The 24,587-nt window shown below is 71.9% G+C and carries 15 protein-coding genes; 14 read left to right on the top strand and 1 reads right to left on the bottom strand.

Going from position 1 to position 24,587, the window contains the following annotated elements; all coding sequences use genetic code 11:
• Window positions 1-35: 35 nt before the first annotated feature.
• Window positions 36-830, top strand: a complete 795-nt coding sequence (locus PE066_RS04630) for an IclR family transcriptional regulator (RefSeq protein ID WP_271235391.1) — start codon at window positions 36-38, stop codon at window positions 828-830.
• 73 nt (window positions 831-903) lie between these two features.
• The gene (locus tag PE066_RS04625) at window positions 904-1,380 is read left to right on the top strand and encodes an SH3 domain-containing protein (protein ID WP_271235390.1); all 477 of its coding nucleotides are present in this window, start codon (window positions 904-906) and stop codon (window positions 1,378-1,380) included.
• A gap of 141 nt (window positions 1,381-1,521) precedes the next feature.
• Here PE066_RS04625 and speE read toward each other — a convergent pair whose 3' ends face one another.
• Window positions 1,522-2,754, bottom strand: coding sequence for a polyamine aminopropyltransferase (gene speE, locus PE066_RS04620; RefSeq protein WP_271235389.1), 1,233 nt, complete (start codon window positions 2,752-2,754; stop codon window positions 1,522-1,524).
• A gap of 550 nt (window positions 2,755-3,304) precedes the next feature.
• Here speE and PE066_RS04615 point away from each other — a divergent pair.
• From PE066_RS04615 to PE066_RS04560, 12 genes are all read left to right on the top strand, one after another.
• Window positions 3,305-4,462, top strand: a complete 1,158-nt coding sequence (locus PE066_RS04615; RefSeq protein WP_271235388.1) for an exonuclease SbcCD subunit D — start codon at window positions 3,305-3,307, stop codon at window positions 4,460-4,462.
• Window positions 4,459-7,512 (top strand): AAA family ATPase, encoded by a 3,054-nt coding sequence (locus PE066_RS04610; protein WP_271235387.1) that lies wholly within the window; start codon window positions 4,459-4,461, stop codon window positions 7,510-7,512. Before PE066_RS04615 ends, PE066_RS04610 begins: the two co-directional genes overlap by 4 nt.
• An 18-nt stretch (window positions 7,513-7,530) precedes the next feature.
• Complete coding sequence (gene recC, locus PE066_RS04605; RefSeq protein WP_271235386.1) at window positions 7,531-10,842, top strand: exodeoxyribonuclease V subunit gamma; 3,312 nt, start codon at window positions 7,531-7,533, stop codon at window positions 10,840-10,842.
• A complete protein-coding gene (gene recB / locus PE066_RS04600) occupies window positions 10,839-14,690 on the top strand; it encodes an exodeoxyribonuclease V subunit beta (RefSeq protein WP_271235385.1) in 3,852 nt (1,283 codons plus the stop codon). Before recC ends, recB begins: the two co-directional genes overlap by 4 nt.
• A complete protein-coding gene (locus PE066_RS04595) occupies window positions 14,687-16,636 on the top strand; it encodes an AAA family ATPase (RefSeq protein ID WP_271235384.1) in 1,950 nt (649 codons plus the stop codon). Before recB ends, PE066_RS04595 begins: the two co-directional genes overlap by 4 nt.
• A 72-nt stretch (window positions 16,637-16,708) precedes the next feature.
• Window positions 16,709-17,302 carry a TetR/AcrR family transcriptional regulator gene (locus PE066_RS04590; RefSeq protein WP_271235383.1) on the top strand — a complete coding sequence of 198 codons (594 nt, stop codon included), beginning with the start codon at window positions 16,709-16,711 and terminating at the stop codon, window positions 17,300-17,302.
• 353 nt (window positions 17,303-17,655) lie between these two features.
• Window positions 17,656-18,489 carry an ABC transporter ATP-binding protein gene (locus PE066_RS04585; protein WP_271235382.1) on the top strand — a complete coding sequence of 278 codons (834 nt, stop codon included), beginning with the start codon at window positions 17,656-17,658 and terminating at the stop codon, window positions 18,487-18,489.
• Window positions 18,473-20,398, top strand: coding sequence for an AMP-dependent synthetase/ligase (locus PE066_RS04580; protein WP_271235381.1), 1,926 nt, complete (start codon window positions 18,473-18,475; stop codon window positions 20,396-20,398). Before PE066_RS04585 ends, PE066_RS04580 begins: the two co-directional genes overlap by 17 nt.
• Window positions 20,399-20,401: 3 nt before the next feature.
• A complete protein-coding gene (locus PE066_RS04575) occupies window positions 20,402-21,289 on the top strand; it encodes a branched-chain amino acid ABC transporter permease (RefSeq protein ID WP_271235380.1) in 888 nt (295 codons plus the stop codon).
• Entirely contained in the window at window positions 21,290-22,363 is a 1,074-nt protein-coding gene (locus PE066_RS04570; RefSeq protein WP_271235379.1) for a branched-chain amino acid ABC transporter permease, read from the top strand.
• Window positions 22,364-22,369: 6 nt separating this feature from the next.
• Window positions 22,370-23,185: an ABC transporter ATP-binding protein gene (locus PE066_RS04565; protein WP_271235378.1), complete on the top strand. Its 816-nt coding sequence runs from the start codon at window positions 22,370-22,372 to the stop codon at window positions 23,183-23,185.
• 95 nt (window positions 23,186-23,280) lie between these two features.
• Entirely contained in the window at window positions 23,281-24,525 is a 1,245-nt protein-coding gene (locus PE066_RS04560; protein WP_271235377.1) for an ABC transporter substrate-binding protein, read from the top strand.
• Window positions 24,526-24,587 lie beyond the last annotated feature (62 nt).

Genomic DNA, 24,587 nt, shown 5'->3' with positions numbered 1-24,587 from the left:
CTTTCCGGACTGGAAACTCTTTTCGCATCAAGAAAATGAGCATCGCCCTCGACCGCGGCCTTTCCGTGCTGGAACACCTGACCCGCTATCCACAGGGCCTGCCGCTGTCGATGATCGCGTCGGAGCTGGACATCCCCCTGAGCGCCTGCCACCGGTTGCTGGCGGAGCTGCAGCGGCGCGACTACGTGCGGCAGGCGCGCAAGCAGGGCGACTACGTGCTGACCACCAAGGTGGTGGCCCTGGGCCTGGGCTTCCTGAGCAGCGCCGGCATCGTCGACATCGCCGAGCCGCTGCTGGAGCGCCTGGCCCAGTCCTCGGGCGAACTGGTGCGCCTGTCGATCGTGGACGAGGACCGCCTGACCTTCGTGGCCAAGGCGCAGGGGCCGCGCCAGGCCGGGCTGCGCTACGACCCCGACATGGGCGCCGATGCCCGGCTGTCCTGCACCGCCTCGGGGCATGCGTGGCTGATGACCCTCAGCGACGAGCGCGCGCTGGAGCTGGTGTCGCGCCAGGGCTTCGGCGCGCCCGCCGATTACGGGCCCACCGCGCCGACCACGGTCAAGGCGCTGCTGGGTTTCCTGCACGCCGCCCGCGTGCGCGGCTACGCCGTCATCGACGAAGTGTTCGCGCCCGGCATGACCGCCGTCGCGGCCCCCGTGCTGCGCCGCGGGCAGGCGATCGGCGTCATCAGCATCGCCGGGCCGCGCAGCCGGCTCACGCCGCGTCGCCTGCACGAACTGGCGCCGGCGCTGCTGCAGGCCGTGGCCGAACTGGGGCCGATCAGCAACGCATCGACGCTGTTCGGCCGGCCGCCGCTGGGCAAGGGCTGAGGGCACGGGCGTGCCGGGGGGAACTTATGGCTGTGCCAGCGGGTCGCCTCAGTCTTTCGAAAGGAGATCCGGCTTGCCCCTCACCCCGTTCCACTTCACGCGCCAGGCGGTTGGCAGCTTCTCGGTCGCGCTGGCCCTGGGACTGGCGGGCGCCGCAGCGCCGGCCAGCGCGCAGCAGCACGTCAGCATCGCCGGCGAGAACGTCAACCTGCGCGCGGCGCCGTCGGCCGGCGCCCAGGTGCTGTGGCAACTGGGCTACGGCTATCCGCTGAAGGTGCTGCAGCGCAAGGGCTCGTGGCTGCAGGTGGTGGACTTCGAGAACGACAAGGGCTGGGTGGCGCGCCAGCTCACCGCCGGCACTCCGCACGTGATCGTGAAGTCGCCGACCGCCAACCTGCGCGCCGGCCCCGACACGAAGTCCCGGGTCCTGGGCCGGGCCGCCTACGGCGACGTGTTCCAGGTACTGGACAAGCGCACGACCTGGATTCAGGTGCAGGACGAGGGCGACCGCAAGGGCTGGATCGCGCGCAACCTGCTGTGGGGCTGGTGAGCGGCAGCCCGGCCGCTGACGCGACGATGTGGCATTGTCCACCGGGCCGGCCGCCGCCGGTCCCCGACCTGCAGGACCGCTTCCGGCGTTCGCCGGGATGACCAGACCCCCGGACGGACGACCGTCCCGGGGGGTTCCCCTTCAGGCCAGTTCCCGATAGAAGTTCGGCAGCGCGAACAGCGCCCCGTGCACCTGCGGGTTGTAGTACTGCAGGTCGCCGACCCGGCGCTGGTGCAGGCGGGCGGCCACTTCGGAGGCCGAGATCGCGGTCGGGTCCAGGTCGTCGGAGGCGACCACCAGGCCCCAGTAGGCGCCGTACAGCGGGATGTGCAGGCCGTAGGGCGAGACCTTGCGGAAGGTCTGCTTCAGCGAGGCGATCAGGTTGCGCACCTGCTCGCGCTCGTAGAACGGCGCGCCCAGGTGCAGCACCACGGCGCCGCCGGGTGCGAGCACGCGGCGGACGGCGGCCATGAAGTCCGGCGTGTACATGGGCCCGGCCGGCGTCTCGGGGTCGGTCAGGTCCAGCAGCACCAGGTCGAACAGCTCGTCGGTCTGGCGCACGAAGGCGTCGCCGTCCTCGCACAACACCTTCACCCGCTCGTCGTCCAGCGACCCACGGTGGATCTTCGAGAGCTCGCGGCGCGCGATCTCGATCACGCCGGGATCCAGGTCCACCAGGGTGATGTGCTGCACCGACGGGTGCTTGAGCACTTCCTCGGCCGCGCCGCCGTCGCCGCCGCCCAGGATCAGCACGCGTTCGGGCGAGCCATGCGTGATGGCGGCCGGGTGCACCAGCGCCTCGTGGTAGAAGAATTCGTCGGCCTCGGAGGTCATGAAGCGGCCGTCCAGCCGCAGCGTGCGGCCCAGCTGGCGCGACTCCAGCAGTTCCAGTTGCTGGAACGGCGTGCGGGTGGACAGCAGCCGGCGATCGAACCGGAAGCCGAACACGCTCTGCTCGTTGATCGGCTCCAGCACCAGCTCGGTCTCGCTGGTGTCGGTGACCTCGCCGCCGCGCTGCAGTTGCTGGCGCTGCGCGCGCCCGGGCTGGAACGCCTGCTGCAGGCCGCCGATCAGGTCACGCGCCTTGCCGGAGTTGTCGTCGGTGAAGTTGCAGACATAGACGTCCAGCGTGACCGCCGCGCGCTCGGGCCAGGTGTGAATCGCCAGGTGCGATTCGGCCAGCAGCAGGGTGCCGGTCACGCCGCCGGGCTGGCCCTCGTACTCGGGGAAGGTGTGCCATCGCTGCGCGACTTCCGTCAGTCCGGCGGCCACCGTGAGCGAACTGCACAGTTGCGCCAGCCGGTCGGCGTCGATCATCAGCGCCGGTTCGCAGCGGCAGTCGTAGAGATCCGCGGTGAGGTGCAGGCCTTCCATCGTCAGCGTCCTCCGGGCCAGGTCGCCGCGGCGGGGCGCAGCACGCCCAGGCGGGGGGATGGTGGGGGGCTTGGGCCGCACTCAAGCGGCCAAGGCGCATTGCATTCATCGAAGCACTCCAGTCAACCGGGGCCCTCAGCAGGCCGAATCGATACCGCACGAGGTGCAGGCCCGACGGTCAATGGTGTGCGTGAGAGAAGTTCAAAGCAACCGCCGGGCCGAGGAAAGTGCAGCCAGGCAGTGGAGTGGTGTAGTGACCGTATGGGCCGCGCGCGCAGCGCTCAGCGCTTCCATGGCATGCATGGAAGCGCTGCGGTGGAGGGCTGCGGCGCGGGTGGACATGAGCCCAAGTATACGGCGCATGCAATGAGCTCATGAATCGGCGGAATATCGACGCGCCCGCATCGCGCGCTGCACCCCGATAATCAGGCGCACCGTTGAGCTGCATGCAGTACCGAATGAGCTCCGCCGCCTTCCTCCCGCCGCAGGCTCGCGTGGCGCGCCTCGCGGGTACCTGCAGCGGGGTCCTGCAATCGACCGAAGGCGCGCCATGAAGTTCCTCCATACCGCCGACTGGCACCTGGGCCGCTGGTTCCACGGCAGCTCGCTGCTGGACGACCAGCACCACGTGCTGCAGCAGCTGGTGGCGCTGGCCGCCGACGAGCAGGTCGATGCGGTCGTCATCGCCGGCGACGTGTACGACCGGGCCGTGCCGCCGGCCGACGCCGTCGCGCTGCTGGGCGAGGTGCTGGAGCAGCTCATCGTCGGCCACGGCATTCCGGTGATCCTGATCGCCGGCAACCACGACAGCGCCGAGCGCATCGGCTTTTCCAGCCGCATCCTGGAGCGCCAGGGCCTGTTCGTGCGCGGCACGCTGGGCCACTTCGCGCCGGTGGTGCTGGGCGAGGGCGACGCTCGCGTCGCCTTCCACCCGCTGCCCTACGTGGAGCCGACCTTCGCCCGCGCGCTGCCGGGCGGCGAGGCGGTCAACGACCACGCCAGTGCCATGGCGCATGTGCTGGCGCAGCTGCGCGCCGCGTTCGAGCCGGGCCGGCGCAACGTGCTGGTCGGCCATGCCTTCGTCGCCGGCGGCAGCGAATCGGAGTCCGAGCGCCCGCTCAGCGTGGGCGGCTCCGGCGCGGTCCCGGCCGACAGCTTCGCCGGCTTCGACTATGTCGCGCTCGGCCACCTGCACCGGCCGCAGCCGGTTGGTTCCGCGCGCATCCGCTACAGCGGCAGCCTGCTCAAGTACTCGTTCCAGGAGGCCGACCACGCCAAGAGCGTGTCGGTGGTGCGGATGGGCGCCGATGGCGGCTGCGAAGTGACCGAGCACCGGCTGTCGGCGCGGCGCGACGTGCGCGTGATCCGGGGGACGCTGCAGCAGCTGCTGGAGGCGCGCGACCACAACGGCCCGCGCGACGATTACCTGAGTGCCCACCTCACCGACCCCGGCCCGGTGTTCGATCCCATGGGCCGCCTGCGCGAGGCCTATCCCCAGCTGATGGAGATCCGCTTCGCCCGGCATGAACAGCCGGCCGGCGGCGCGGCCTCGGCCGCCCGCGACCACCGGCGGCTGGCCCCGGCCGACCTGTTCCAGGGATTCTGGCGCGACGTGCAGGGCCGCGAGCTTGCGCCCGATCACCTGCGGGCGTTCGAAGGCTGCGCCCAGCCGGTCATTCGCGCGGCGCAGGACGGCGAGGGCGCATGAAGCCGCTGCGCTTGTCCATGCAGGCCTTCGGCCCGTTCGCCGGCACGCAGCTCATCGACTTCGGCCTGTTGGGCGGCAAGACCTTCTTCCTGATCCACGGCCCGACCGGCTCCGGCAAGACCAGCATCCTCGACGCCCTGTGCTTCGCGTTGTTCGGCGACAGCTCGGGCGGCGAGCGCGACGGCGCCCAGATGCGCAGCCACTACGCGGCGCCCGACCGGCTGACCGAGGTGCGCTTCGACTTCCAGCTCGGCGAGCAGCGTTACCGGGTGCTGCGCGTGCCCGAGCAGATGCGGCCGGCGCGCCGCGGCGACGGCCAGGTGCGGCAGGCCGCGCAGGCCGATCTGTGGAAACTGCAAAGCGAGGGCGAAGGCGCGCCCGAGGAGGTGCTGGCCACCGGCTGGAGCAAGGTCACCGACAAGGTGGTGGAGCTGATCGGCTTCGAGAGCCGCCAGTTCCGCCAGGTGATCGTGCTGCCGCAGGGCCGCTTCGCGGAGTTCCTCAAGAGCACCTCGGCCGAGCGCGAGAAGATCCTGCAGGTGCTGTTCGGCACCGAGCTGTACAAGCGGATCGAGGATGCGCTCAAGGGCGCCGCGGCGGAGCTGAACCGGCAGCTCGAGAGCGCGCGCACCAGCCGGCGCACGCTGCTGGAGCAGGCGGGCGCGGCCGAACTGCAGGAGCTGCACGCCCGCAGCGAGGCCCAGGCCGGCGCGCTGGCCGCCCTGCAGCAGCAGGAATCGGCGGCGCTCGAAGCAGCGCGGGCCGCCGAAGCGCAGTTCAACGCGGGCCGGCAGGCGGCCGAGCGCTTCGGCGAGCTCGATGCCGCCCAGGCCGACGTGACGGCGCTGCAGGCGCAGGGCCCGCATTGGGGCCAGCGGCGCGCCCAGCTCGCCGCTGCGCGGCAGGCGGCCGTGCTCGTGCCCTACGCCCAGGCGCTGCAGGAGGCGCAGCAGGCGCTGGCGCAGGCGCGACTGCTGCTCGCGCAGCGACAGGCCCAGCTGCAGGCGGCGCAGGCGCGCGACGAGCAGGCGCGCCAGCAGCAGCAACGGCAGTCGGCGCGCAGCGGCGAGCTCGACCGGCTGGTCGAGCGCATCGGCCAGCTCGAAGCGGCCCGGGAGCGCGTCGCCGCCCTGGCCCAGGCGCAGGCCGAACAGGCAGCGGCGGCGGCCCGGCGCGTTCAGGCCGACCAGGCTGCGCAAGCCGCCGCCGAGGCGGCCGCGCAGGCGGCCGGCGCCCTGGCCCGGCTGCAGGCCGACGTCGAGGCGCAGCGCCCGCGGGCCGCCTCGCTGCAGGCGGCGCAGTTGGCGCTGGCGCAGCTCCAGCAGCAGCACAAGCAGGCCGTTCGACTGCAGCAGTTGCAGCAGGAGGTCGATGGCGTCGCAACGCAGCTGCGCGAGCAGCAAGGGCGCGTCGATGTCGCCCAGGCCGGGGTCGTGGCGGCCCGGCAGGCGCGCGACGCGACCTTCCAGCGCTGGCTGGCCGGCCAGTCGGCGCGCCTGGCGCAGGCGCTGGCCGACGGCCAGGCCTGCCCGGTCTGCGGCTCGCACGAGCACCCCGCCCCGGCACACGACGAAGCCGGCGCGTCCATCGGCGACGAGCCGCTCGCACGCGCCGATGCCGCGCTGGAGCTGTCCCAAGCCGCATGGCAATCGGCGCAGCAGCAACTTGGTGCGCTGCAGCACCAGCAGGCGCAGTTGCAGGGGCAGGCCGGCACGCTGCAGGACGCGCTCGACGGCCGGTCCGCCGCCGACATCCAGGCGCGGCTGCAGCAGGCCACGAACGCACTGGCGGACGCGCGGTCCGCCGCGCAGGCGCTCGAATCCAGCCTGCAAGGGCTGCCCGCGGCGCAAGCCCGGGCTGGCGAGCGCGCTGACGCCGCCCAGGCCGCGCAGCAGGCGCTGCACGCCGCGGAGAAAGCGCTGGAAGGCGCGCAAGCCCGGCTGCGCGAACGCGAAGGCGGTGTGCCGGCGGAGCTGTCCGGGCCCGGCTCGCTGGAGTCGGCGTTGCAGGCGGCCACCAGCCAGCGCAACGAAATCAGACAGGCGATCGAGCAGGCCACGCAGGCCGCCAGCCAGGCGGCTCTGGAACGTGCGCGGCTGGCCGCGCAGGTCGACGAGAGTACCCAGGCCTGCGCCGACGCCGAGAGCCGGCACCAGGCCAAGTCCAGCGAATTCGCCACCCGTCTGCGCGACGCCGGCTTCGCGGACGCGCAGGCCTGGGACGGCGCCCGGCTCGACGAAGCCGCGCTGCATCAGCTGCAGGCGGCCATCGAAGGCCACGACCAGCGCCTGCAATCGGCCCGCGAACGCCTGCAGCGCGCGACGGCGCAGGCCGAGGGCCTGGCGCGTCCCGACCTGCCCGCGCTCGAACAGGCGCACCGGCAGGCGCAGCAGGCCCACCTCGATGCCGGCAAGGCGAGCACCCAGGCCCGCAACGAGCTGCAGGTCACCCACGGCTTCATCGCGTCGCTCGACAAGCTCGACCAGGCCTTCGGCGAACTGGAGCAGCGCCACGGCGTCTTGAGCGGGCTGGCCGAAGTGGCTGGCGGCCAGAACGCGCCGCGCATGTCCTTCCAGCGCTACGTGCTGGCCACGCTGCTGGAGGAAGTGCTGGACGCCACCAGCCAGCGCCTGCGCGTGATGAGCCGCGGCCGCTACGAGATGCGGCGGGTGCAGCAGCAGGGCGACGCTCGCAAGAGCGGCGGACTGGACCTGGAAGTGTTCGACCACTACACCGGCGCCGCGCGCGCGGTCGGCACGCTGTCAGGCGGCGAGTCCTTCCTGGCCTCCCTGGCGCTGGCGCTGGGGCTGTCGGACGTGGTGCAGGCCCATGCCGGCGGCATCCGGCTGGACGCCATCTTCGTGGACGAAGGCTTCGGCACGCTGGACCCGGAAGCGCTGGACTTCGCCATCCGCACGCTGAAGGACCTGCAGCAGGCCGGACGCATGGTCGGCATCATTTCGCACGTGGCCGAGCTGAAAGACTGGATCGACGCCCGGCTGGAACTGCGGGCCTCACGCAGCGGCAGCGAAGCCGCGTTCGTCGTGTAGCGGCCCGTACCGCCGACCATGCTGCACCTGCACTTCTCCAACCGCTACGAATGCCTGCTGGCCGAGCTGCTGGCGCAGCTGGGCGACGGCGGCGGCGATCCGCTGCGCAGCGATCCTGTCATCGTGCCCAGCATCGCCCACCGGCGCGCGCTGACGCTGGCCATCGCCGACCGCGAGGGTGTCTGCGCCGATGCCGAGTTCGCCTTCCTGGCCCAGTGGCTGTGGCAGCAGGCGGCGCGCTTCCTGCCGGTTCAGGCCGAGTCGCCGTTCGAGCCGGCGCAGCTGGCCTGGCGCGTGTACCAGGCGCTGGGCGATGCCGCCTTCGTGGCCCGCTTCGAGCGGCTGCAGTCGTGGCTGTCCGCCGCCGGCGCCGATGAGGCGATGCGCTACGAACTGGCCACGCGGGTGGCGGCGTTGCTGGGCCAGTACCTGACCTATCGCGACCAGTTGCTGCTGCGCTGGCAGCAGGGCGGCGCCACCGGCACGCTGGGCGTGGACGAGGACTGGCAGGCCGCGCTGTGGCAGCGCATCGCGGCCGACATGCAGGTGGCCGGCGAGCATCCGTTCGAGCTGCTGGTGCAGCAGCTCGCCTCGGGCGGCGCCGGCGCCGGGTCGTCGCAGGGCCTGCCGTCGCGCGTGCACGTGTTCGGCCTGTCATCCATGCCGCCGCTGTACCTGCGCGCGCTGCAGCAGCTCAGCCGCTGGACCGAGGTGCGCCTGTACGTGCTCAACCCCTGCCGCGAATACTGGTTCGACCTGGTCGATGCGCGCCGGCAGCAGCAGCTGCGCGCGCGCGGCATCGACAGCTTCGAAGAGGGCCCGCGCCTGCTGGTGTCCTGGGGCCGGCAGGCACAGTCGCAGCTCGAATCGCTGCTGCAGGCGGAGAACGTGGACAGCCAGGTGCACGAGCACTACGAAGCCGCGCCGTCGCCCTCGCTGCTGGGCCAGCTGCAGGACGCGCTGCTGGACCTGCAGGAGATCGAGCCCGGCAGCCTGCAGTGGCATGAGGGCGACCGCAGCCTGGAGATCCATGCCTGCCACTCGCTCACGCGCGAACTGGAGGTGCTGCACGACCACCTGCTCGCGCTGTTCAAGGCCGACCCCCGGCTGCGCGCCGGCGACGTGCTGGTGGTCACGCCCGACCTGGAGGCCGCGGCCCCGCTGATCGACGCGGTGTTCGGCAGCGTGCCAGCCGAGCGCCGCATCCCCTTCGAGATCTCCGGCCTGGGTCGCGCCCGGGCCAACCAGCCGGTGCGTGCGTTCCTGGACGTGCTGGCGCTGGCGGCCTCGCGCTGCACCGCCACCGAGCTGCACGGCCTGCTGCAGCAACCGGTGGTGGCGCGCCGCTTCGGCCTGGACGAAGCCGGCCTGCAGCAGGTGCACGAATGGCTGCTCGAGGCCGGCGTGCACTGGGCGCTGGACGAGGACCACCTGCGCAGCGAAGGCCTGCCGGTGGCCCGGCACACGCTGGCCGCCGGCCTGGAGCGCCTGTTCCTCGGCTATGCCATGCCCGATGGCGCCGCCGGCGTGCTCGGCGACCTGCTGCCCAGCGGCCGGGCCGAAGGCTCGGCGGCGCTGCCGCTGGGGGCGCTGCAAGCCTTTGCCGACGAGCTGCGCGCGCTGCGCCGGCAACTGGCGCAGGCGCGCCCGCCGGCGCAGTGGCGCCAGCTCCTGCACGAGCTGGTCGAGTGCTTCATCGACGCGCCGACGCGCGAGCTGGAGGACGTGGTCGAGCTCCACGGCGCGATCGACGAGGTGGTGCAGGCGATGGAAGGGGCCGGCCTCCAGGAGCCGGTGCCTGCGAGCGTGCTGCGGCAGGCGCTGCAGGCCGCGCTGGAAGACCCGGCGCGCGGCGGCGTGCCCACCGGCCGCGTCACCTTCACCGGCATGAGCACGCTGCGCGGGCTGGCCTTCCCGGTGATCTGCGCCATCGGCCTGGACGACGGCGCCTTTCCGCGTACCGAGCGGCCGGTGGAGTTCGACCTGATCGCGCGCCACCCGCGCCCGGGCGACCGCCAGCGCGGCGCCGACCAGCGCAACCTGTTCCTCGATTTGCTGCTGGCGGCCCGTTCGTCGTTCTACGCCAGCTACACCGGCCGCAGCATCCGCGACAACGCGGTGCTGCCGCCCTCGGTGCTGGTATCGGAGCTGCTCGACGTGCTGGTCCCCGGCCTCGGCGGCGCCGACCCGCAGGCGCTGCGGCAGGCACGGGCCCGCCTGCTGGTGGAGCATCCGCTGCAGCCGTTCGCGCCCGAATCCTTCAGCGACGACACGCCGGATCCGCGGCTGCGCAGCTTCGATGCCGAGCTGGCGCGCGCCTTGCGCGAGAGTGCGGCGGGGCGGCCGCTGCCGGTGGTGACGGCCACGGTGGCGGACGATGAGGACGAGGCGGTCGAAGAGCTCGTGCCTGCGTTCTTCACCGGGCCGCTGGCGCCGCCCGAGGAGCGCTGGCGCGACGTGCCCTTGCGCCAGCTGGTGGCCTTCTGGCGCGATCCCAGCCGCTTCCTGCTGGAGCGCCGCCTCGGGCTGGAGCTGCCGCGCGACGAGCAGCAGCTGGTCGACGACGAGCCGCTGCTGGTCAGCTTCCCGGCGCGCAGCGCGCTGGCGCAGCGCCTGCTGCCGGCACTGCTGGCCGGCGATGCGGACCTGGCGCAGGCCCGGCAACGCGCGTTGGCCGGCACCGAATGGCCCGAAGGCGCGCTGGGCGCGGAGGAACTGGAAGCCGAGCTGGCCCGGCTCGACCGGTTCAGCCAGGCCGTGCGCCAGCTCACGCGCGAGGCCGCGCTGCCCGCCCACAGCGGTCGCGTGCCGCTGTCGCTGGCTGGCGAAGACTGGCGGGTCGAGGGCGGCTTCGCCGACCTGCGCCCGCCCGGCCGGGTGGCCTGGCGCTACGACGACGAGCGCGCCAGCGACCAGGTGCAGGCCTGGATCGAGCACCTGTTCCTGTGCGCGCTGGCGCCCGCCGGGGTCGCGGCCTGCACGCAGTCGGTGGCGCGCAACGGCGTGCGCAGTTTCCCTCCGCTGGATCAGCAGCAGGCGTCGCAGCAACTCGCCACGCTGGTCGAGGGCTACCGCGACGGGCTGTCGCAGCCGCTGCGCTTCTTCCCCAAGCCGGCCAGCAAGCTGGTGGGCGGGTCCCTCGCGGCGGCGCTGAACGCGTGGCGCGGCCACAAGGCGCCGGGCGACAAGGACAAGGCGTCGTACCGGCTGGCCTTCCGCGGCGACCCGGACCCGCTGAACGAGGAATTCGAAGCCCACGCGAAGGCCGTGTTCGAGCCCTTGCAGGCCGGCAGCACCTGGCGCGAGTGGAACGTGGAGGTGGGGGCATGAACCGCCGCATCGCCAGCCGTGCCGGCGAACAGGAGGCCGGCGGCCCGGGCGAACAGGGGGCCTTCGACTTCGGCGAACCAGTTGCCCGCGACCCCGGCGAACAAGCGGGCCGTGACCCCGGCAAACAAGGGGCCAGTCATGTGCGCGAACAAGGGGGTCGCCATCCCGGCGAAAGCCGGGATCCATCGCCCGACCACCGCACCGCCACGCCCGAACCCTTGGACGTCTTCGCCTGCCCGCTCGACGGCGTGCGCCTGATCGAAGCCTCGGCCGGCACCGGCAAGACCTGGAACATCTGCGGCCTGTACCTGCGCCTGCTGCTGCGGCGCCAGCGCCCGCTGACCGTGCAGCAGATCCTGGTCGTCACCTTCACCAAGGCAGCGACCGCGGAACTGCGCGACCGCATCCGCCAGCGCATCGCCGACGTGCTGGCGGCGCTGGAAGGCCGCGCCGGCGACTTCCACGACGCCTTCCTGCCGCGGCTGCGCGCCAGCCTGGAGATCGCCGAGCCGGAGGCGGCGCAGCGGCTGGCGCAGGCCTTGCGGACCTTCGACGAGGCCGCGATCCACACCATCCACGGCTTCTGCCAGCGCGCGCTGGAGGACACGCCGTTCACCGCCGGCCTGCCGCTGCGCCAGGAAATGCTGGAGGACGACAGCGAGCTGCGCGAGCAGGCCGCGCGCGATTTCTGGCGCCGCCACGTGGCCCAGCCCGGGCTGGCCCCCGGCCTGGCGGCGTGGCTGCTCGCCTGCAAGGACTCGCCCGCGCGCTTTGCCGACCTGCTCCAGCGCCATGCCGCCAAGCCGCTGTCGCGCATCGAGTGGCCGCAGCCGGCCGGCGGCCCGGCAGTCGCGCTGGCGGACGTGCAGCAGGCCTACGACGAGCTGCGCGCCCTGTGGCAGGCCGAGCGCAGCGCGGTGCTCGAATGCGTGGAAGCAAGCCGTGCCAGCCTGCACAAGACGACCTGGCAGCCGGACAACGTGGCGGCGGCCGCGGCCGGCTGGGACGCGGCGTTCGCCGCCGGCCGGGTGATGGCCTGCCTGCAGCTGGGCGACAAGGCGCGCCTGCTGAGCGAATCGAAATTCCAGCCGAAGAAGAACCACCCGCCGTGCCGGGAGCACGCCTTCTTCGGCGCAGCCGAGTCCTTCCTGCTGCTGTGGGACCGCTTCCAGGCCGGCCTGCAGGAAGCGCGCATCGAGCTGCTGCAGCGGTTGCTGCAGGAAGGCGGCCAGGGCCTGCGCGAACTGAAGCGCCAGCGCCGGGCGGTGGCGTTCGACGACATGCTGTCCAACCTGCACCGCCGGCTGGTGCCCGCGGCCGAAGGCCAGGAGGCGGCGGCCGGCGCACTGGCGCAGCAGCTGCGCGAGCGCTACCCGGCCGCCCTGATCGACGAGTTCCAGGACACCGATCCGCTGCAGTTCGGCATCTTCCGCGCGGTCTATGGCGGCCAGCCGGAGACGACGCTGTTCCTGGTCGGCGACCCCAAGCAGGCGATCTACAGCTTCCGCAACGCCGACCTGCACACCTACCTGCAGGCGCGCGCCGCGGCGCAGGCCGAATACACGCTGGCGCACAACCAGCGCTCCAGCGCCGCCCTGATCCGCGCGCTCAACGGGCTGTTCGGCCGCAACCCGCGCGCCTTCATGCTGCAGGACCTCGACTACCACCCGGTCAGCGCCGGCGACAAGCCGCGCAAGCCGTTCGAGGATGGCTCGGGCCAGCCGCGCGCGCCGCTGCAGCTGTGGTCGCTGCCGCTGCAAGACGGCGAGCCGGTGCTCAAGGCGCCGGCGCAGCTCGCCGTGGCCCAGGCCTGTGCGTCCGAGATCGCGCGCCTGCTGGCCGCGCGCGAAGCCGTGCGGCACGGTGGCCAGCCGCTGGAAGCGGGCGACATCGCCGTGCTGGTGCGCAGCCATGCCGAGGGCAGCCGCATCCGCGCCGAACTGGCGCGGCTGAACGTGGGCAGCGTGGAGCTGGCCCAGGCCAGCGTGTTCGGCAGCGTCGATGCGCAGGAGCTCGAAGACGTGCTGCGCGCCGTGCTGCAGCCCAACCGCCAGGGCCTGCTGCTCAACGCGCTGGCCACCGGCCTGCTGGGCGTGAACGCGCCCGAGCTGCAGGCGCTGGCGCAGGACAGCCTGCGCCTGCCGGAGCGGGCCGCACGCTTGGCCGGCTACAAGGCGGCCTGGCTGCGGCGCGGCATCGGCCCGATGCTGCGCGAGCTGATGGCGGGCGAGGGCGTGGAGCCGCGCATGCTGGCGCGGGCCGACGGCGAGCGGCGCCTGACCAACCTGCGCCACCTGGCCGAATGCCTGCACGAGGCCGCGCGCGAGCACGCCTCGCCCGAGGCGCTGCTGCGCTGGCTGCAGCGCCAGCGGCGCGAGGGCGGTGATGCCGAGGCGACCCAGGTGCGGCTGGAGTCGGACCGCAACCTGGTCAAGATCCTGACCATCCACAAGTCCAAGGGGCTGGAGTTCACGGTGGTGTTCTGTCCCTTCCTGTGGGACGGCAGCCCCGGCGGCGGCAACCGCGACCTGCCCGGCTGCGAGTACCACGGCGACGACCACCGCCACGTCATCGACTACCGCGAGGCGGACGCGGCCGCCAAGGCGCGCATCCAGGCCGAGAAGGATGCCGAGCGCCTGCGCCTGATCTACGTGGCGCTGACCCGCGCCGTGCACCGCTGCTACCTGGTGGTGGGCGGCTACCTGCGCGCATCCGGTCGCGGCAGCTCGCCCAAGGAGTGCAGCGGCAACCCGCTCAACTGGCTGGCGGCCGGTGCCGGTATCGCGCCGCAGGCGTGGCGCGAGACGAACCTGCCGCTGGCCGACGTGGTGCGGGCCTGGGAGCGGCTCGCCGCCGAACACCCGCACGACGTGGCGATCGAGCCCTTGCCGCCGGCAGCCGGCGTTCCGCTGCCGCCGCCCACACTGGAGCCGGGCCGCCTGTCCGCGCTGCCGGCGCCGCCCCTGCCGGCCACCTGGCGGCTGGGCAGCTACAGCGGCCTGGTCCGGGGCGCCGAGCACGACCGCGCGGCGGTGGACCACGACCTGCTGGCGGCGCGGCGCGAGGCCGGCCGCGCGGCCCGCGAGCGCCTGCCGGACGACGACATCCTGCGCTTTCCCAGCGGCGCGCGCGAGGGCACCTGCCTGCACGCCGTCTTCGAGCATGCCCACTTCGACGACCCCGCCAGCTGGCCGCGCGCGGTCGAGGCGGCCCTGCGCCGCCACCCGCCCGCCCGTGCCGCCGGCCGCGAGGCGCCGCCGCATGCCGCCATGGTGCAGCGCATGCTGGGCGACGTGCTGCACACGCCGCTCGGCCAGGGCTTCGCGCTGGCGCAGCTGGCACGGGCCCGCACGCGGGCCGAGTTCGCCTTCAACCTGGCCTCGCACGGGCTGGACAGCCGGCGACTGGATGCATTGCTGCGCGGGCATGGCTACGGTGGCCCGGAACTGCCATGGCAGCAGCTGGAGGGCTACCTGCACGGCGCCATCGACCTGGTGTACGAGCACGGCGGGCGCTGGTGGATCCTCGACTGGAAATCCAACCACCTCGGCTGGGACCCGCGCGACTACGAACCGGCGGCGCTGCGGCAGGCCATGGACGACAACGGCTACCACTTGCAACTGGTGCTGTACACGCTGGCGGTGCACCGCTGGCTGCAGCGGCGCCTGCCCGGCTACGGCTACGACACGCATTTCGGCGGCGTGCACTACCTGTTCGTGCGCGGTGTTCGGCCCGACTGGTGCAGCGCCGATGGCCGGCCGCTGGGCGTGCACTTCGACCGCCCGCCGCCGGCGCTGGTGCAGGCGCTCGAGGCCATGCTGGGGCAGCCCCGGGGGATCACACCATGAACCGCGACGAAGACGACCGGCCCGGCAGCGCGGCGGCGCGGCAGCTGGCGGCGGCCTTCGCCGGCCACGTGCAGCACTGGTCGCGACAGACCGGGGCCTCGGACGAAGCCGCCGCGGCCGCGGCGCGGGCTGCCGAAGCCGTGAGCCTGGCCACCAGTTCCGGCGACGCCTGCCTGCCGCTGGCCCAGGTGGCGGGGCCCGGCGATGCCGCCGCGCTGCGCGCGCTGCTGCTCGCGTCCGGCGTGGTCGGTGCGCCGCCGCAGCCGGGCACCCGGCCGCTGGTGCTGGATGGCGGCGACCGGCTCTACCTGCACCGCTACTACGACTACGAGCAGCGGCTGGCCGGCCGGCTGCTGCAACTGGCCGGCCGCGCGCCGCAGCCGATCGCCGCTGCGTTGCGCGATCGCCTGGCGATGCTGTTCCAGCGCGGCCCTGGCGAGCCGGCGGAGGTCGACTGGCAGCAGGTCGCCGCGGCGTTGGCGCTGCGCCAGGGCCTGGCCGTCATCAGCGGCGGCCCCGGCACCGGCAAGACCACCACCGTGGCCCGGCTGCTGGCCTGCCTGCTGGAGCAGCAGACCGACGCGCGCATCGTGCTCGCCGCGCCCACCGGCAAGGCCGCGGCCCGCATGGGCGAGGCGCTGCGGGAGCGGGCCGCCGAATTCCCGGCGCCCGTGCGCGACCGGCTGCCCGGCGAAGCCTTCACCGTGCACCGCCTGCTCGGCTACCACCCGGGGCGCGGCAGCTTCCGCCATGACGCCGCCAACCCGCTGGTGCTGGACGTGCTGGTGGTCGACGAGGCGTCGATGCTGGACCTGGCGCTGGCCACCCGGCTGCTGGAGGCGGTGCCGCCGGGCGCCCGCGTGATCCTGCTGGGCGACAAAGACCAGCTCGCTGCAGTGGAAAGCGGGGCGGTGTTCTCCGAGCTGTGCGCGGATCCGTCGATGGGCGAGGCCTGCCGCGCCGAGCTGGAAGCGGCCTGCGGCCTGCCGGCCGGCGCGATCCAGTCGCCCGTGGCGGCGAGCGTCGGGCTCCCATCCCCCAACCGCGCCATGCCGGCGAGCATCGGGACGCATCCCCCCGGCCGCGTCATCCCGGCGAACGCCGGGATCCATCCCCAGTTGGCGCAGCCCGCCACCGGCCTGAGCGACAGCGTGGTCTGGCTGCAGCGCAGCTACCGCTTCCAGGCCGGCTCGGGTATCGGCCAACTCGCCGCCTTCATCAATGCCGATCGCGGCGACGAGGCGGTGCAATGGCTGCGAGCCGGCGGCGACTCGGGCGTCGCCTGGCACGAGCCCGGCACCGGTGCCCAGGCGATCGCCCTGGCCCGCGCCGGCTTGCAGCGCTACTTCGACGCGCTGCTGGCCGCGCCGCAGGATGTGGACGCGGCCAGCCAGGCGTTCGCTGCGTTTCGCGTGCTGTGCGCGGTGCGCGAGGGACCGCACGGGGTCGAGGCCCTCAACCAGGCCCTGGCGCAGCAGGCGCGGCAGGCGCTGGCCGGCCTGCCCGACGCGCTGCGCCGCGAGGGCAGCGCCTCGCCCTGGTTCGCCGGCCGGCCGGTGATGGTGCTGGCCAACGACTACGCCCTGCAGCTGTTCAACGGCGACATCGGCCTGGCGCTGCCCGACGAGCGCGGCGAGCTGCAGGTGTACTTCCCGCAGGCCGGCGGCGGCTGGCGCGCGGTCTCTCCGGTGCGCCTGCCGGCGCACGAGACCGCATTCGCCATGACGGTGCACAAGTCGCAGGGCTCGGAGTTCGGCGCGGTGCTGCTGGTGCTGCCGGCCGCGGACTCGAAGGTGCTCACGCGCGAGCTGCTCTACACCGGCGTGACGCGCGCCAAGACGCGGGTCGACCTGGTCGCCGGCGAGGCCGCCTTGCGCGCGGCGATCGGCCGGGGCACGGAGCGGCACACCGGGTTGCTGGCGCGGCTGCGGGAAGGTGCCGGCTGAGACCCCGCGCGGCGTGGGCGCAGGACGGAATCCCTATCATCGGCGCTTCCTCCAGCAGCTTCGTGATTGACGATGGGACGACCCGCAGGCGTGAACGGCGCCGACACCCGGCGCGCCGTGCGCAAGGCCGCCATCGAGCGCATCTGGCGCCATGGCTTCGAGGCCATGAACCTGCGCGACCTGGCGGCCGACGTCAACCTGCGCCTGGGCTCGCTCTACAACCACGTGCCGCACAAGCAGGAGTTCCTGGCCGAGCTGCTCGAGGAGATCATGCTGGAACTGCTGCAGGACTTCGCCCAGCGCATGGACGGCCTGCAGGACGCGAAGGAGCGGCTGCTGGCCTTCGTGCGCTTCCACATCGAGTGGCACACCGCACGCCAGCGCGAGACCTTCATCGGCAACATGGAACTGCGCAGCCTCACGCCCGAGCAGTACGGCCGCGTCATCGGCCTGCGCAAGGACTACGAGGCCCAGGTCCGCGCCATCGTCGCCGACGGCCGCAAGGCCGGGCTGTGGGAGGTTGACGACGTGCGCGTCACCACGCTGGCCCTGCTGTCGCTGCTGACCGGCATCAGTGCCTGGTACCGCGAGGGCGGGCGGCTGTCGCAGGAGCGGCTGATCCGGATCTACCAGCGGCTGGCGTTGCGGGTGCTGGGAGCGCGGTAGGCGCCATCGGCCACTGCAGCAGGTTTGCGGCTGGCCGACAAGCATCCGCACCGGTGCGGACCCCTGGCGTTTAGGCAGCACATTGCCTAATTTCGCCGGGATGGGAGTAGGCGAAAACCATTACGTTTCCGCAATTGCCTCGCCCACGCCAGGCCCCTAGCATTGCTTCGCATGTTGTCATATTCCGACCGTGTGGACCGCTTCCCGCTGCTCGCAGCGGCGCGCCGGTTCGCGCAGCCGGAGATAACGCCGCGGGCCCGCCGCACCGACCGGGACGAGGGGCCTGCCGGCGAGCTCTTCCACCGCGTTCGTGAATTGCGCCGCATGCCGATCGGCCGGGAGCGGCTTGGCCCATGGACGCGATGACCGCGCCCTCCTTCGCGGCGCCGTCCGCCGCATCCACCGCCGAGCCCCCGGTGCTGGAATGCCGGGGCGTCGAGCGCCGCTTCGGCGGCCTGGTGGCGGTCACCGGCGTCAGCCTGCGCATCGACAAGGGCGAGATCTTCGGCCTGGTCGGCCCCAACGGCAGCGGCAAGACCACGATGACCAACGCCATCACCGGCTTCTTTCCGCCGCAGCAGGGCCGCATCCTGCTGCACGGGCAGGACATCACCGGGCTGGCGCCGCACAAGGTGGCGCGCCGCGGCGTGGCGCGCACCTTCCAGAACCTGGCGCTGTTCAACGGCATGAGCGTGCTGGACAACATCCTGCTCGGCCGCCACGTGCACATGCGCCCGAGCGTCTGGCGCACCGCGCTCTATCCCTGGGCGGCGCAGCCGGAAGAGGTGGCCAACCGCGACGTGGTCGAGGAGATCATCGACTTCATGCAGCTGGAGAGCGTGCGCGGCGAGCACGTCGACTCGCTGCCCCTGGGCATCAAGAAGCGGGTCGAGCTGGCGCGCGCGCTGGCCGCCGAACCGACGTTCCTGATCCTGGACGAGCCCATGGCCGGCATGAACCAGGAAGAGAAGGCCTACATGGCCCGCTTCGTGCTGGACGCGCGCGACGAGCGCGGCGTCACGGTGCTGATCATCGAGCACCACATGGACATCATCACCGGCATCTGCGACCGCATGCTGGTGCTCAGCTACGGCGAGGTGATCGGCACCGGCATCCCGCGCGAGGTGATCGCCGACCCGCGGGTGGTCAAGGCCTACATCGGGGGCAGCCATGCAGCCGCAGCCTGAGGCCGGCCGCTGGGAGCTGGACCCGCGCACCACGCTGCCGCGGCTGCTGGCGGCCAACGCGCAGGCGGTGCCGACGCGGGTCGCCATGCGCGAGAAGGACCGCGGCATCTGGCAGGAGACCACCTGGGCGCAGCTGTGGCAGACCGTGCTGGCGGTGTCCGCCGGCCTGCAGGCGCTGGGCCTTTCGCGCGAGAAGGGCGTGCTGGTGCTGGGCGACAACCGCCCGCGCCTGTACCAGGGGATGCTGTGCGCCGGCGTGCTGGGCGCCTACGCCATGCCGGTGTTCCCCGATGCCACGCCGCAGGAGGCGCTGCACGTGGCCAGCGAGGTGGAAATCGCCTTCGCCTTCTGTGAAGACCAGGAGCAGGTGGACAAGGCACTGGACCTGCGCGAGCGCGGCGCCCGCATCGGCCACATCGTCTACGACAACCCGCGCGGCATCGCGCGCTACACGGCGCCGGGCCTGCTGTCGTGGGACGAGATGGAAGCCCGGGGCCGCGAGCGGCTGGCCCGGGAGCCGGGGCTGGCGCAGGCGCTGCTGGACATCGCCGGCCCCGACGATCCCGCCGTCTTCATCCACTCCTCCGGCACCACAGGCAAGCCCAAGGGGGTGGTGCTGTCGCACTTCAACATCCTGTCGGGCGTGGCCAACGCCTACCGCTGCGGCGCCTTCGGCTTCGGCGAGAGCGTGCTGGCCTACCTGCCCATGGCCTGGATCGGCGACTTCGCCTTCACCATCGGCGCCGGCGTGGCGCTGCGCTTCGCCATCAACGTGCCGGAGCGGCAGGAGACGGTGCTGCACGACCTGCGCGAGATCGCGCCCACCTTCTACCTGGCCGCGCCGCGCAGCTGGGACAACATGCTCACCACCGTGCAGGTGCGCATGGAGGACTCGACCCGCCTGAAGAAGGCGATCTACAACCTGTTCATGGATTCGGCCCTGGCCGCCGAGCGCCGCAAGCTCGACGGCCAGCCGCCCACCGCGCTGCAGCGGCTGCTGCGCCCGCTCGGCGACGCGCTGGTGATGGGCCCGATCAAGGACCAGCTGGGCCTGACCCAGCTGCGCCACGCCTACACCGGCGGCGAGGCGATCGGCGAGGACACCTTCGTCTTCTACCGGGCGCTGGGCGTCAAGCTGCGCCAGCTGTACGGCCAGACGGAAACCAGCGCCTACAACGCCATGCAGTCGCCCGAAGAGGTGCGGCTGCACACGGTGGGCCGTCCGCTGCCCGGCGTGGAAGTGAAGATCAGCGAGGCCGGCGAGATCCTGGTGCGTTCGGGCAGCGTGTTCAGCGGCTACTTCCGCAACGAGGCCGCCACGCGCGAAACGCTGGCCGACGGCTGGCTGCGCACCGGCGATGCCGGCTACCTGGAGCCCGACGGCCACCTGGTGGTGCTGGGCCGCGTGTCGGAAGTGGTGCACACCGCGCAGGGCGAGCGATACATCCCCAACTACATCGAGAACCGCCTGAAGTTCAGTCCCTTCATCAAGGACGTGGCGGTGCTCGGCAAGGGCCGCGACTGGCTGGCCGCCATGGTCTGCATCGACGCCGAGACGGTGGGCCACTGGGCCGAGCTGCGCGGCATCTCCTACATCTCGTACGCCGACCTGTCGCAAAAGCCCCAGGTGCGCGAGCTGCTGGCCGAGGCGATCCGCCGCGTCAACGCCAGCCTGCCCGAGCCGCTGCGGCTGCGCCACTTCGTCAGCCTGCACAAGGAATTCGATGCCGACGACGGCGAGATCACCCGCACGCGCAAGCTGCGGCGCAACGTGGTGGAGGAGCGCTATGCGCCCATCATCGAGGCCATCTACGCCGGCGCTCCCACCGTGGCGGTGAAGGCGCAGGTGGTGTACGAAACCGGCGAGGTCGGCACGACCGAGCGCGAACTGGCCGTCACCGGAGTCTGACGCATGGACTGGATGTACTTCCTGGAGCTGGCGGTCAACGGCGCGCTGGCCGGCCTGATGTACGCGCTGGTGGCGATCGGCATCGTGCTGATCTACAAGTCGTCCTCGGTGCCCAACCTGGCGCAGGGCGCGCTCACCATGGTCGGACCCTACCTGGTGCTGGCCTTTGCCGGGCAGGTGGGCCTGTCGATGTGGGTCGCGATCCCGCTGGCCATGCTGTCCATGTTCGTGCTGGGGGTGGCGATCGAGCGGATCGCGCTGCGCCGGCTGGCCGGCCAGCCGATCGTGATGATCCTGATGATGACGCTGGGCCTGGACATCTTCCTGCGCGCCACGGCGCTCACCTTCTGGGGCGGCAGCGGCCGCAACATGGCCATCGGCATCAGTGACGCGCCGCTGTTCGTCGGGCCGCTGCTGGTCAATCGCGCCTACGCCATCGGTGCTGCGGTGACGCTGGTGCTGTTCGCGATTTCGGTGTTCTTCTTCCGCACCCGCATGGGCGTGGTGCTGCGCGCCATCGCCGACGACTACACCGCCTCCTGGTCGGTGGGCATCTCGGTCGAGCGCGGCGTGGCGCTGTCCTGGGCGCTGTCGGCGGTGGCCGCCACCGCCGCCGGCGTGCTGTGGGGCTCGGTGCAGACGGTGGACCAGTCGCTGTCGCTGCTGCTGCTCAAGGGCATCACGGTGGGCGTGCTGGGCGGGTTGGACAGCATCGGCGGCGCGCTGCTGGCGGGGCTGCTGCTGGGCATCCTGGAGAACGTCGCCTCCGGCTACCTCGACCCGCTGCTGGGCGGCGGCACGCGCGAGCTGGTGGTGGCCGCGGTGCTGATCCTGACCATCATGGTCCGGCCGCACGGGCTGTTCGGCCGCCACGACATCGAGAGGATCTAGATGCTCTACCGCCGCGCCGGCATCTTCCACACCAGCTATGCCCATGATCGGGCGCTGTTCCCCATACCCTTCGAGCGCCGGGCCATGTGGGCGCTGCTGGCGGTGGCGTTGGCCGCGCCCTGGATCTTCAGTTCGCTCGCGCTGTCCAGCTACATCCGCCCCTGGCTGATCTGGACGTCGGCCGTGCTGGGCCTGAACCTGGTGCTGGGCTGGGCCGGTCAGTTCCACTTCGGTTACGCCGCCATCATGGGCATGGGCGCCTACGCCTCGGTGCACGCGGCGCGCAACGGCATCCCCTGGGAGATCGCGGTGGTGCTGGGCGGGCTGACGGCCACCGGGGTCGGCGTCGTGTTCGCCTTCGCGGCGCTGCGCGTCAAGGGCCTGTACCTGGCGCTGTCCACGCTGGCCATGCAGTTCGTGATGGACTGGGTGATCTCGCACGTGCCGGCCATCAGCGGGGGCGTGTCGGCCACGCTGCAGGCGCCGCCGATGAAGCTGCTCGGCCAAGCCATCACTTCCGAGGTCGGCACCTACTACGTGGTGCTGGCCTGGACCGTGGCGGTGACCGTCTTCATGCTGAACTTGCGGCGCAGCGCGCTGGGCCGTGCGCTGGTGGCGGTGCGCGAGAAGGACTACGCGGCGGCGGTGATCGGCGTGCAGGCGTTCCGCTACAAGCTGGTGGCTTTCGCGGCCTCGGCCTTCATCGGCGGGGTCAGCGGCGCCATGCTGATCTTCGGCTTTTACCACGCGGTCACGCCCGAGCAGTTCGCCGTCAACGTGTCGATCGAGGTGCTGGCGATGGTGATCGTGGGCGGCCTGGGCAGCATCATCGGCAGCTTCTTCGGTACCGCCTTCATCCTGCTGCTGCCGGGCCAGATGAACGAGCTGATCTCGGCCATTGCGCGTGCCGTGGGCGCCGACATCGGGGTCGAGACGCTGGCGCACATCCCCTACATGATCTACGGTGCCAGCATCATCGCGGTGCTGCTGATCGAGCCGATGGGGCTGGGCAAGCTGTACGGCAACATCCGCAACTACCTGATGGTCTGGCCCTTCGGCTACGTGAGGAAGTAGGCCCCCATGGATGCAGCGACACAAGCTCCCGACCTGCTGAGCCTGAACAACATCGAGGTCATCTACGACCAGGTCGCGCTGGCAATCAAGGGCGTGTCGGTGTCGGTGCCGCCGGGCGGCATGGTGGCGCTGCTGGGCGCCAATGGTGCCGGCAAGAGCACCACGCTCAAGGCGATCAGCGGCCTGCTCAAGCCCGAGCGCGGCGAGGTCACGCGCGGCGAGCTGCGCTTCGCGGGCGAGGACATCGAGCGGCTGGCGCCGCAGCAGCGGGTGCGCCGCGGCATCGTGCAGGTGCTGGAGGGCCGGCGCGTGTTCGAGCACCTGACGCCCGACGAGAACCTGGTCGCGGCCTCGGCCGTCACCCGCTGCAGCCGCGCCGACACCCAGCGCCGGCGCGACCGGGTCTATTCCTACTTCCCGCGCCTGCACGAGCGGCGCGCGGCCCAGGCCGGCTTCCTGTCGGGCGGCGAGCAGCAGATGCTGGCCATCGGCCGCGCGCTGATGACCGACCCGCGCCTGCTGATGCTGGACGAGCCCAGCCTGGGGCTGGCGCCGTTCCTGGTGGCGGAGATCTTCCAGATCGTGCAGCGCATCAACCGGGAGGAGGGCCTGTCGGTGCTGCTGGTGGAACAGAACGCGATGGCCGCGCTGGAGGTGGTGTCGCGTGGCTACCTGATGGAGAACGGCCGCGTCGTCATGCACGACACCGCCGAGGCGATGAAGCGAAACCCCGACATCCAGGAGTTCTACCTGGGCGGGCGCGAGGGCAAGGATTTCCACGAGGTCAAGCACTACAGCCGGCGCAAGCGCTGGCTGAGCTGAGCAAGTCGAGCTTCCCGAGTTCCCGACCGTGCGGAAGGCGAGCGTACTGGGCATCCGCCGCGGCCATCCAGACCAACGTACGCAGGAGACAAGCCATGAAGCAACGAGCGCTATCCATCCTGGCGGGGCTGGCCCTGCTGGCGGGAGGCGGAGCCGCGCAGGCGCAGGACACGATCAAGTTCGGCCTGTGCTACGACCTGAGCAAGGCTTACACCTTCGTCACGCCGCAGATCGCACAGGCCGCCAAGGACTACGCGACGCTGCTCAACGCCAAGGGCGGCCTGGAGGGCAAGCCGATCGAGATCATCGTGCAGGACCATGGCAACGAGCCGCAGCGCGGCATCGAGTGCTACGAGAAGCTCAAGCGCGAAGGCGTGATGATGTTCGACTACCTGTCCACGCCGGTGTCGCGCGCCGTGCTGCCGCGCCACATGCAGGACGGCAACATCATGCTGCAGTCCTTCGTCGGCCGCGGCGACGCGGTGGACGGCGAGGTGTTCAAGTGGATCTTCCCGATCGGCCCGACCTACTGGGGCCAGATGGCCAACGACGTGGCCTGGATCAAGACCCAGCACAAGGGCAGCCTCAAGGGCGTGAAGATCGGCTTCATCTACCCCGACTACGCGTTCGGGCAGGAGCCGATCCCGGTGCTCAAGACGCTGGCGGCCAAGGAAGGCTTCGACCTGCAGCTGTTCCCCAACCCCATGCCGGGGCGCGACCAGGCCGCGGTGTGGACCCAGATCCGCCGGTTCGACCCCGACTGGGTGATCAGCTGGAACCTGTCGGCCATGCACGTGGTGGCGGCCAAGGAGATGAAGCGCAACGGCATCCCGATGAGCAAGCTGATCACCGTCAACTGGCTCAACGAGGTGGACCTGCGCAACATCGGCCCGGCCGACGCCAAGGGCCTCAAGCGCGGCACCAACGTGGTGGGCGGCAAGGACCACCCGCTGATGCAGCAGATCGCCAAGGAGGTCTACGGCGCCAACAAGGGCGCGGGCGACATCAAGAACATGGACGACATCTACTACAACACCGGCCTGGCCATGTACTCGGTGATGTTCGAGGGCGTGCGGGCGGCGATCAAGAAGGGCGGCTGGCCGCTCAACCCGGCCAAGATCAAGGCCGGCCTGGAGAGCCTGAAGGACTTCGACGCCAACGGCTTCATCGCCCCGGTGACCGTGACCGCCAAGGACCACGGCGGCGGCGGCAAGACCCGCATCGACATGTGGGACGGCGCCAAGTGGGTGCCGCAGGGCGACTGGTTCAGCGCCTACACCGACGAGGTGGACAAGGTGGTCAAGGAGCAGTCGGCGGAGTTCGCGAAGACGGGGAAGTAACGCGGTCCGCCCGCCTGTCCCGTCATTCCCGCGCAGGCGGGATCCACGCAGCGCGGCGTGCA

The organism is Ramlibacter tataouinensis, from assembly GCF_027941915.1.
In the GTDB taxonomy this organism is placed as follows: Bacteria; Pseudomonadota; Gammaproteobacteria; order Burkholderiales; family Burkholderiaceae_C; genus Ramlibacter; species Ramlibacter tataouinensis_C.
Note: the sequence above shows the minus strand (reverse complement) of the source record. Positions and strands in the feature narration are given on the sequence as shown.

Bases quoted from the DNA above. Each gene is read 5' to 3' on its own strand.
- recB (WP_271235385.1), top strand. From the start codon at position 10,839: ATGAACCGCCGCATCGCCAGCCGTGCCGGCGAACAGGAGGCCGGCGGC.
- PE066_RS04570 (WP_271235379.1), top strand. From the start codon at position 21,290: ATGCTCTACCGCCGCGCCGGCATCTTCCACACCAGCTATGCCCATGAT.
- PE066_RS04595 (WP_271235384.1), top strand. From the start codon at position 14,687: ATGAACCGCGACGAAGACGACCGGCCCGGCAGCGCGGCGGCGCGGCAG.
- PE066_RS04580 (WP_271235381.1), top strand. From the start codon at position 18,473: ATGCAGCCGCAGCCTGAGGCCGGCCGCTGGGAGCTGGACCCGCGCACC.
- recC (WP_271235386.1), top strand. From the start codon at position 7,531: ATGCTGCACCTGCACTTCTCCAACCGCTACGAATGCCTGCTGGCCGAG.
- PE066_RS04590 (WP_271235383.1), top strand. From the start codon at position 16,709: ATGGGACGACCCGCAGGCGTGAACGGCGCCGACACCCGGCGCGCCGTG.
- PE066_RS04610 (WP_271235387.1), top strand. From the start codon at position 4,459: ATGAAGCCGCTGCGCTTGTCCATGCAGGCCTTCGGCCCGTTCGCCGGC.
- PE066_RS04560 (WP_271235377.1), top strand. From the start codon at position 23,281: ATGAAGCAACGAGCGCTATCCATCCTGGCGGGGCTGGCCCTGCTGGCG.
- speE (WP_271235389.1), bottom strand. From the start codon at position 2,754: ATGGAAGGCCTGCACCTCACCGCGGATCTCTACGACTGCCGCTGCGAA.
- PE066_RS04630 (WP_271235391.1), top strand. From the start codon at position 36: ATGAGCATCGCCCTCGACCGCGGCCTTTCCGTGCTGGAACACCTGACC.
- PE066_RS04585 (WP_271235382.1), top strand. From the start codon at position 17,656: ATGGACGCGATGACCGCGCCCTCCTTCGCGGCGCCGTCCGCCGCATCC.
- PE066_RS04565 (WP_271235378.1), top strand. From the start codon at position 22,370: ATGGATGCAGCGACACAAGCTCCCGACCTGCTGAGCCTGAACAACATC.
- PE066_RS04575 (WP_271235380.1), top strand. From the start codon at position 20,402: ATGGACTGGATGTACTTCCTGGAGCTGGCGGTCAACGGCGCGCTGGCC.
- PE066_RS04615 (WP_271235388.1), top strand. From the start codon at position 3,305: ATGAAGTTCCTCCATACCGCCGACTGGCACCTGGGCCGCTGGTTCCAC.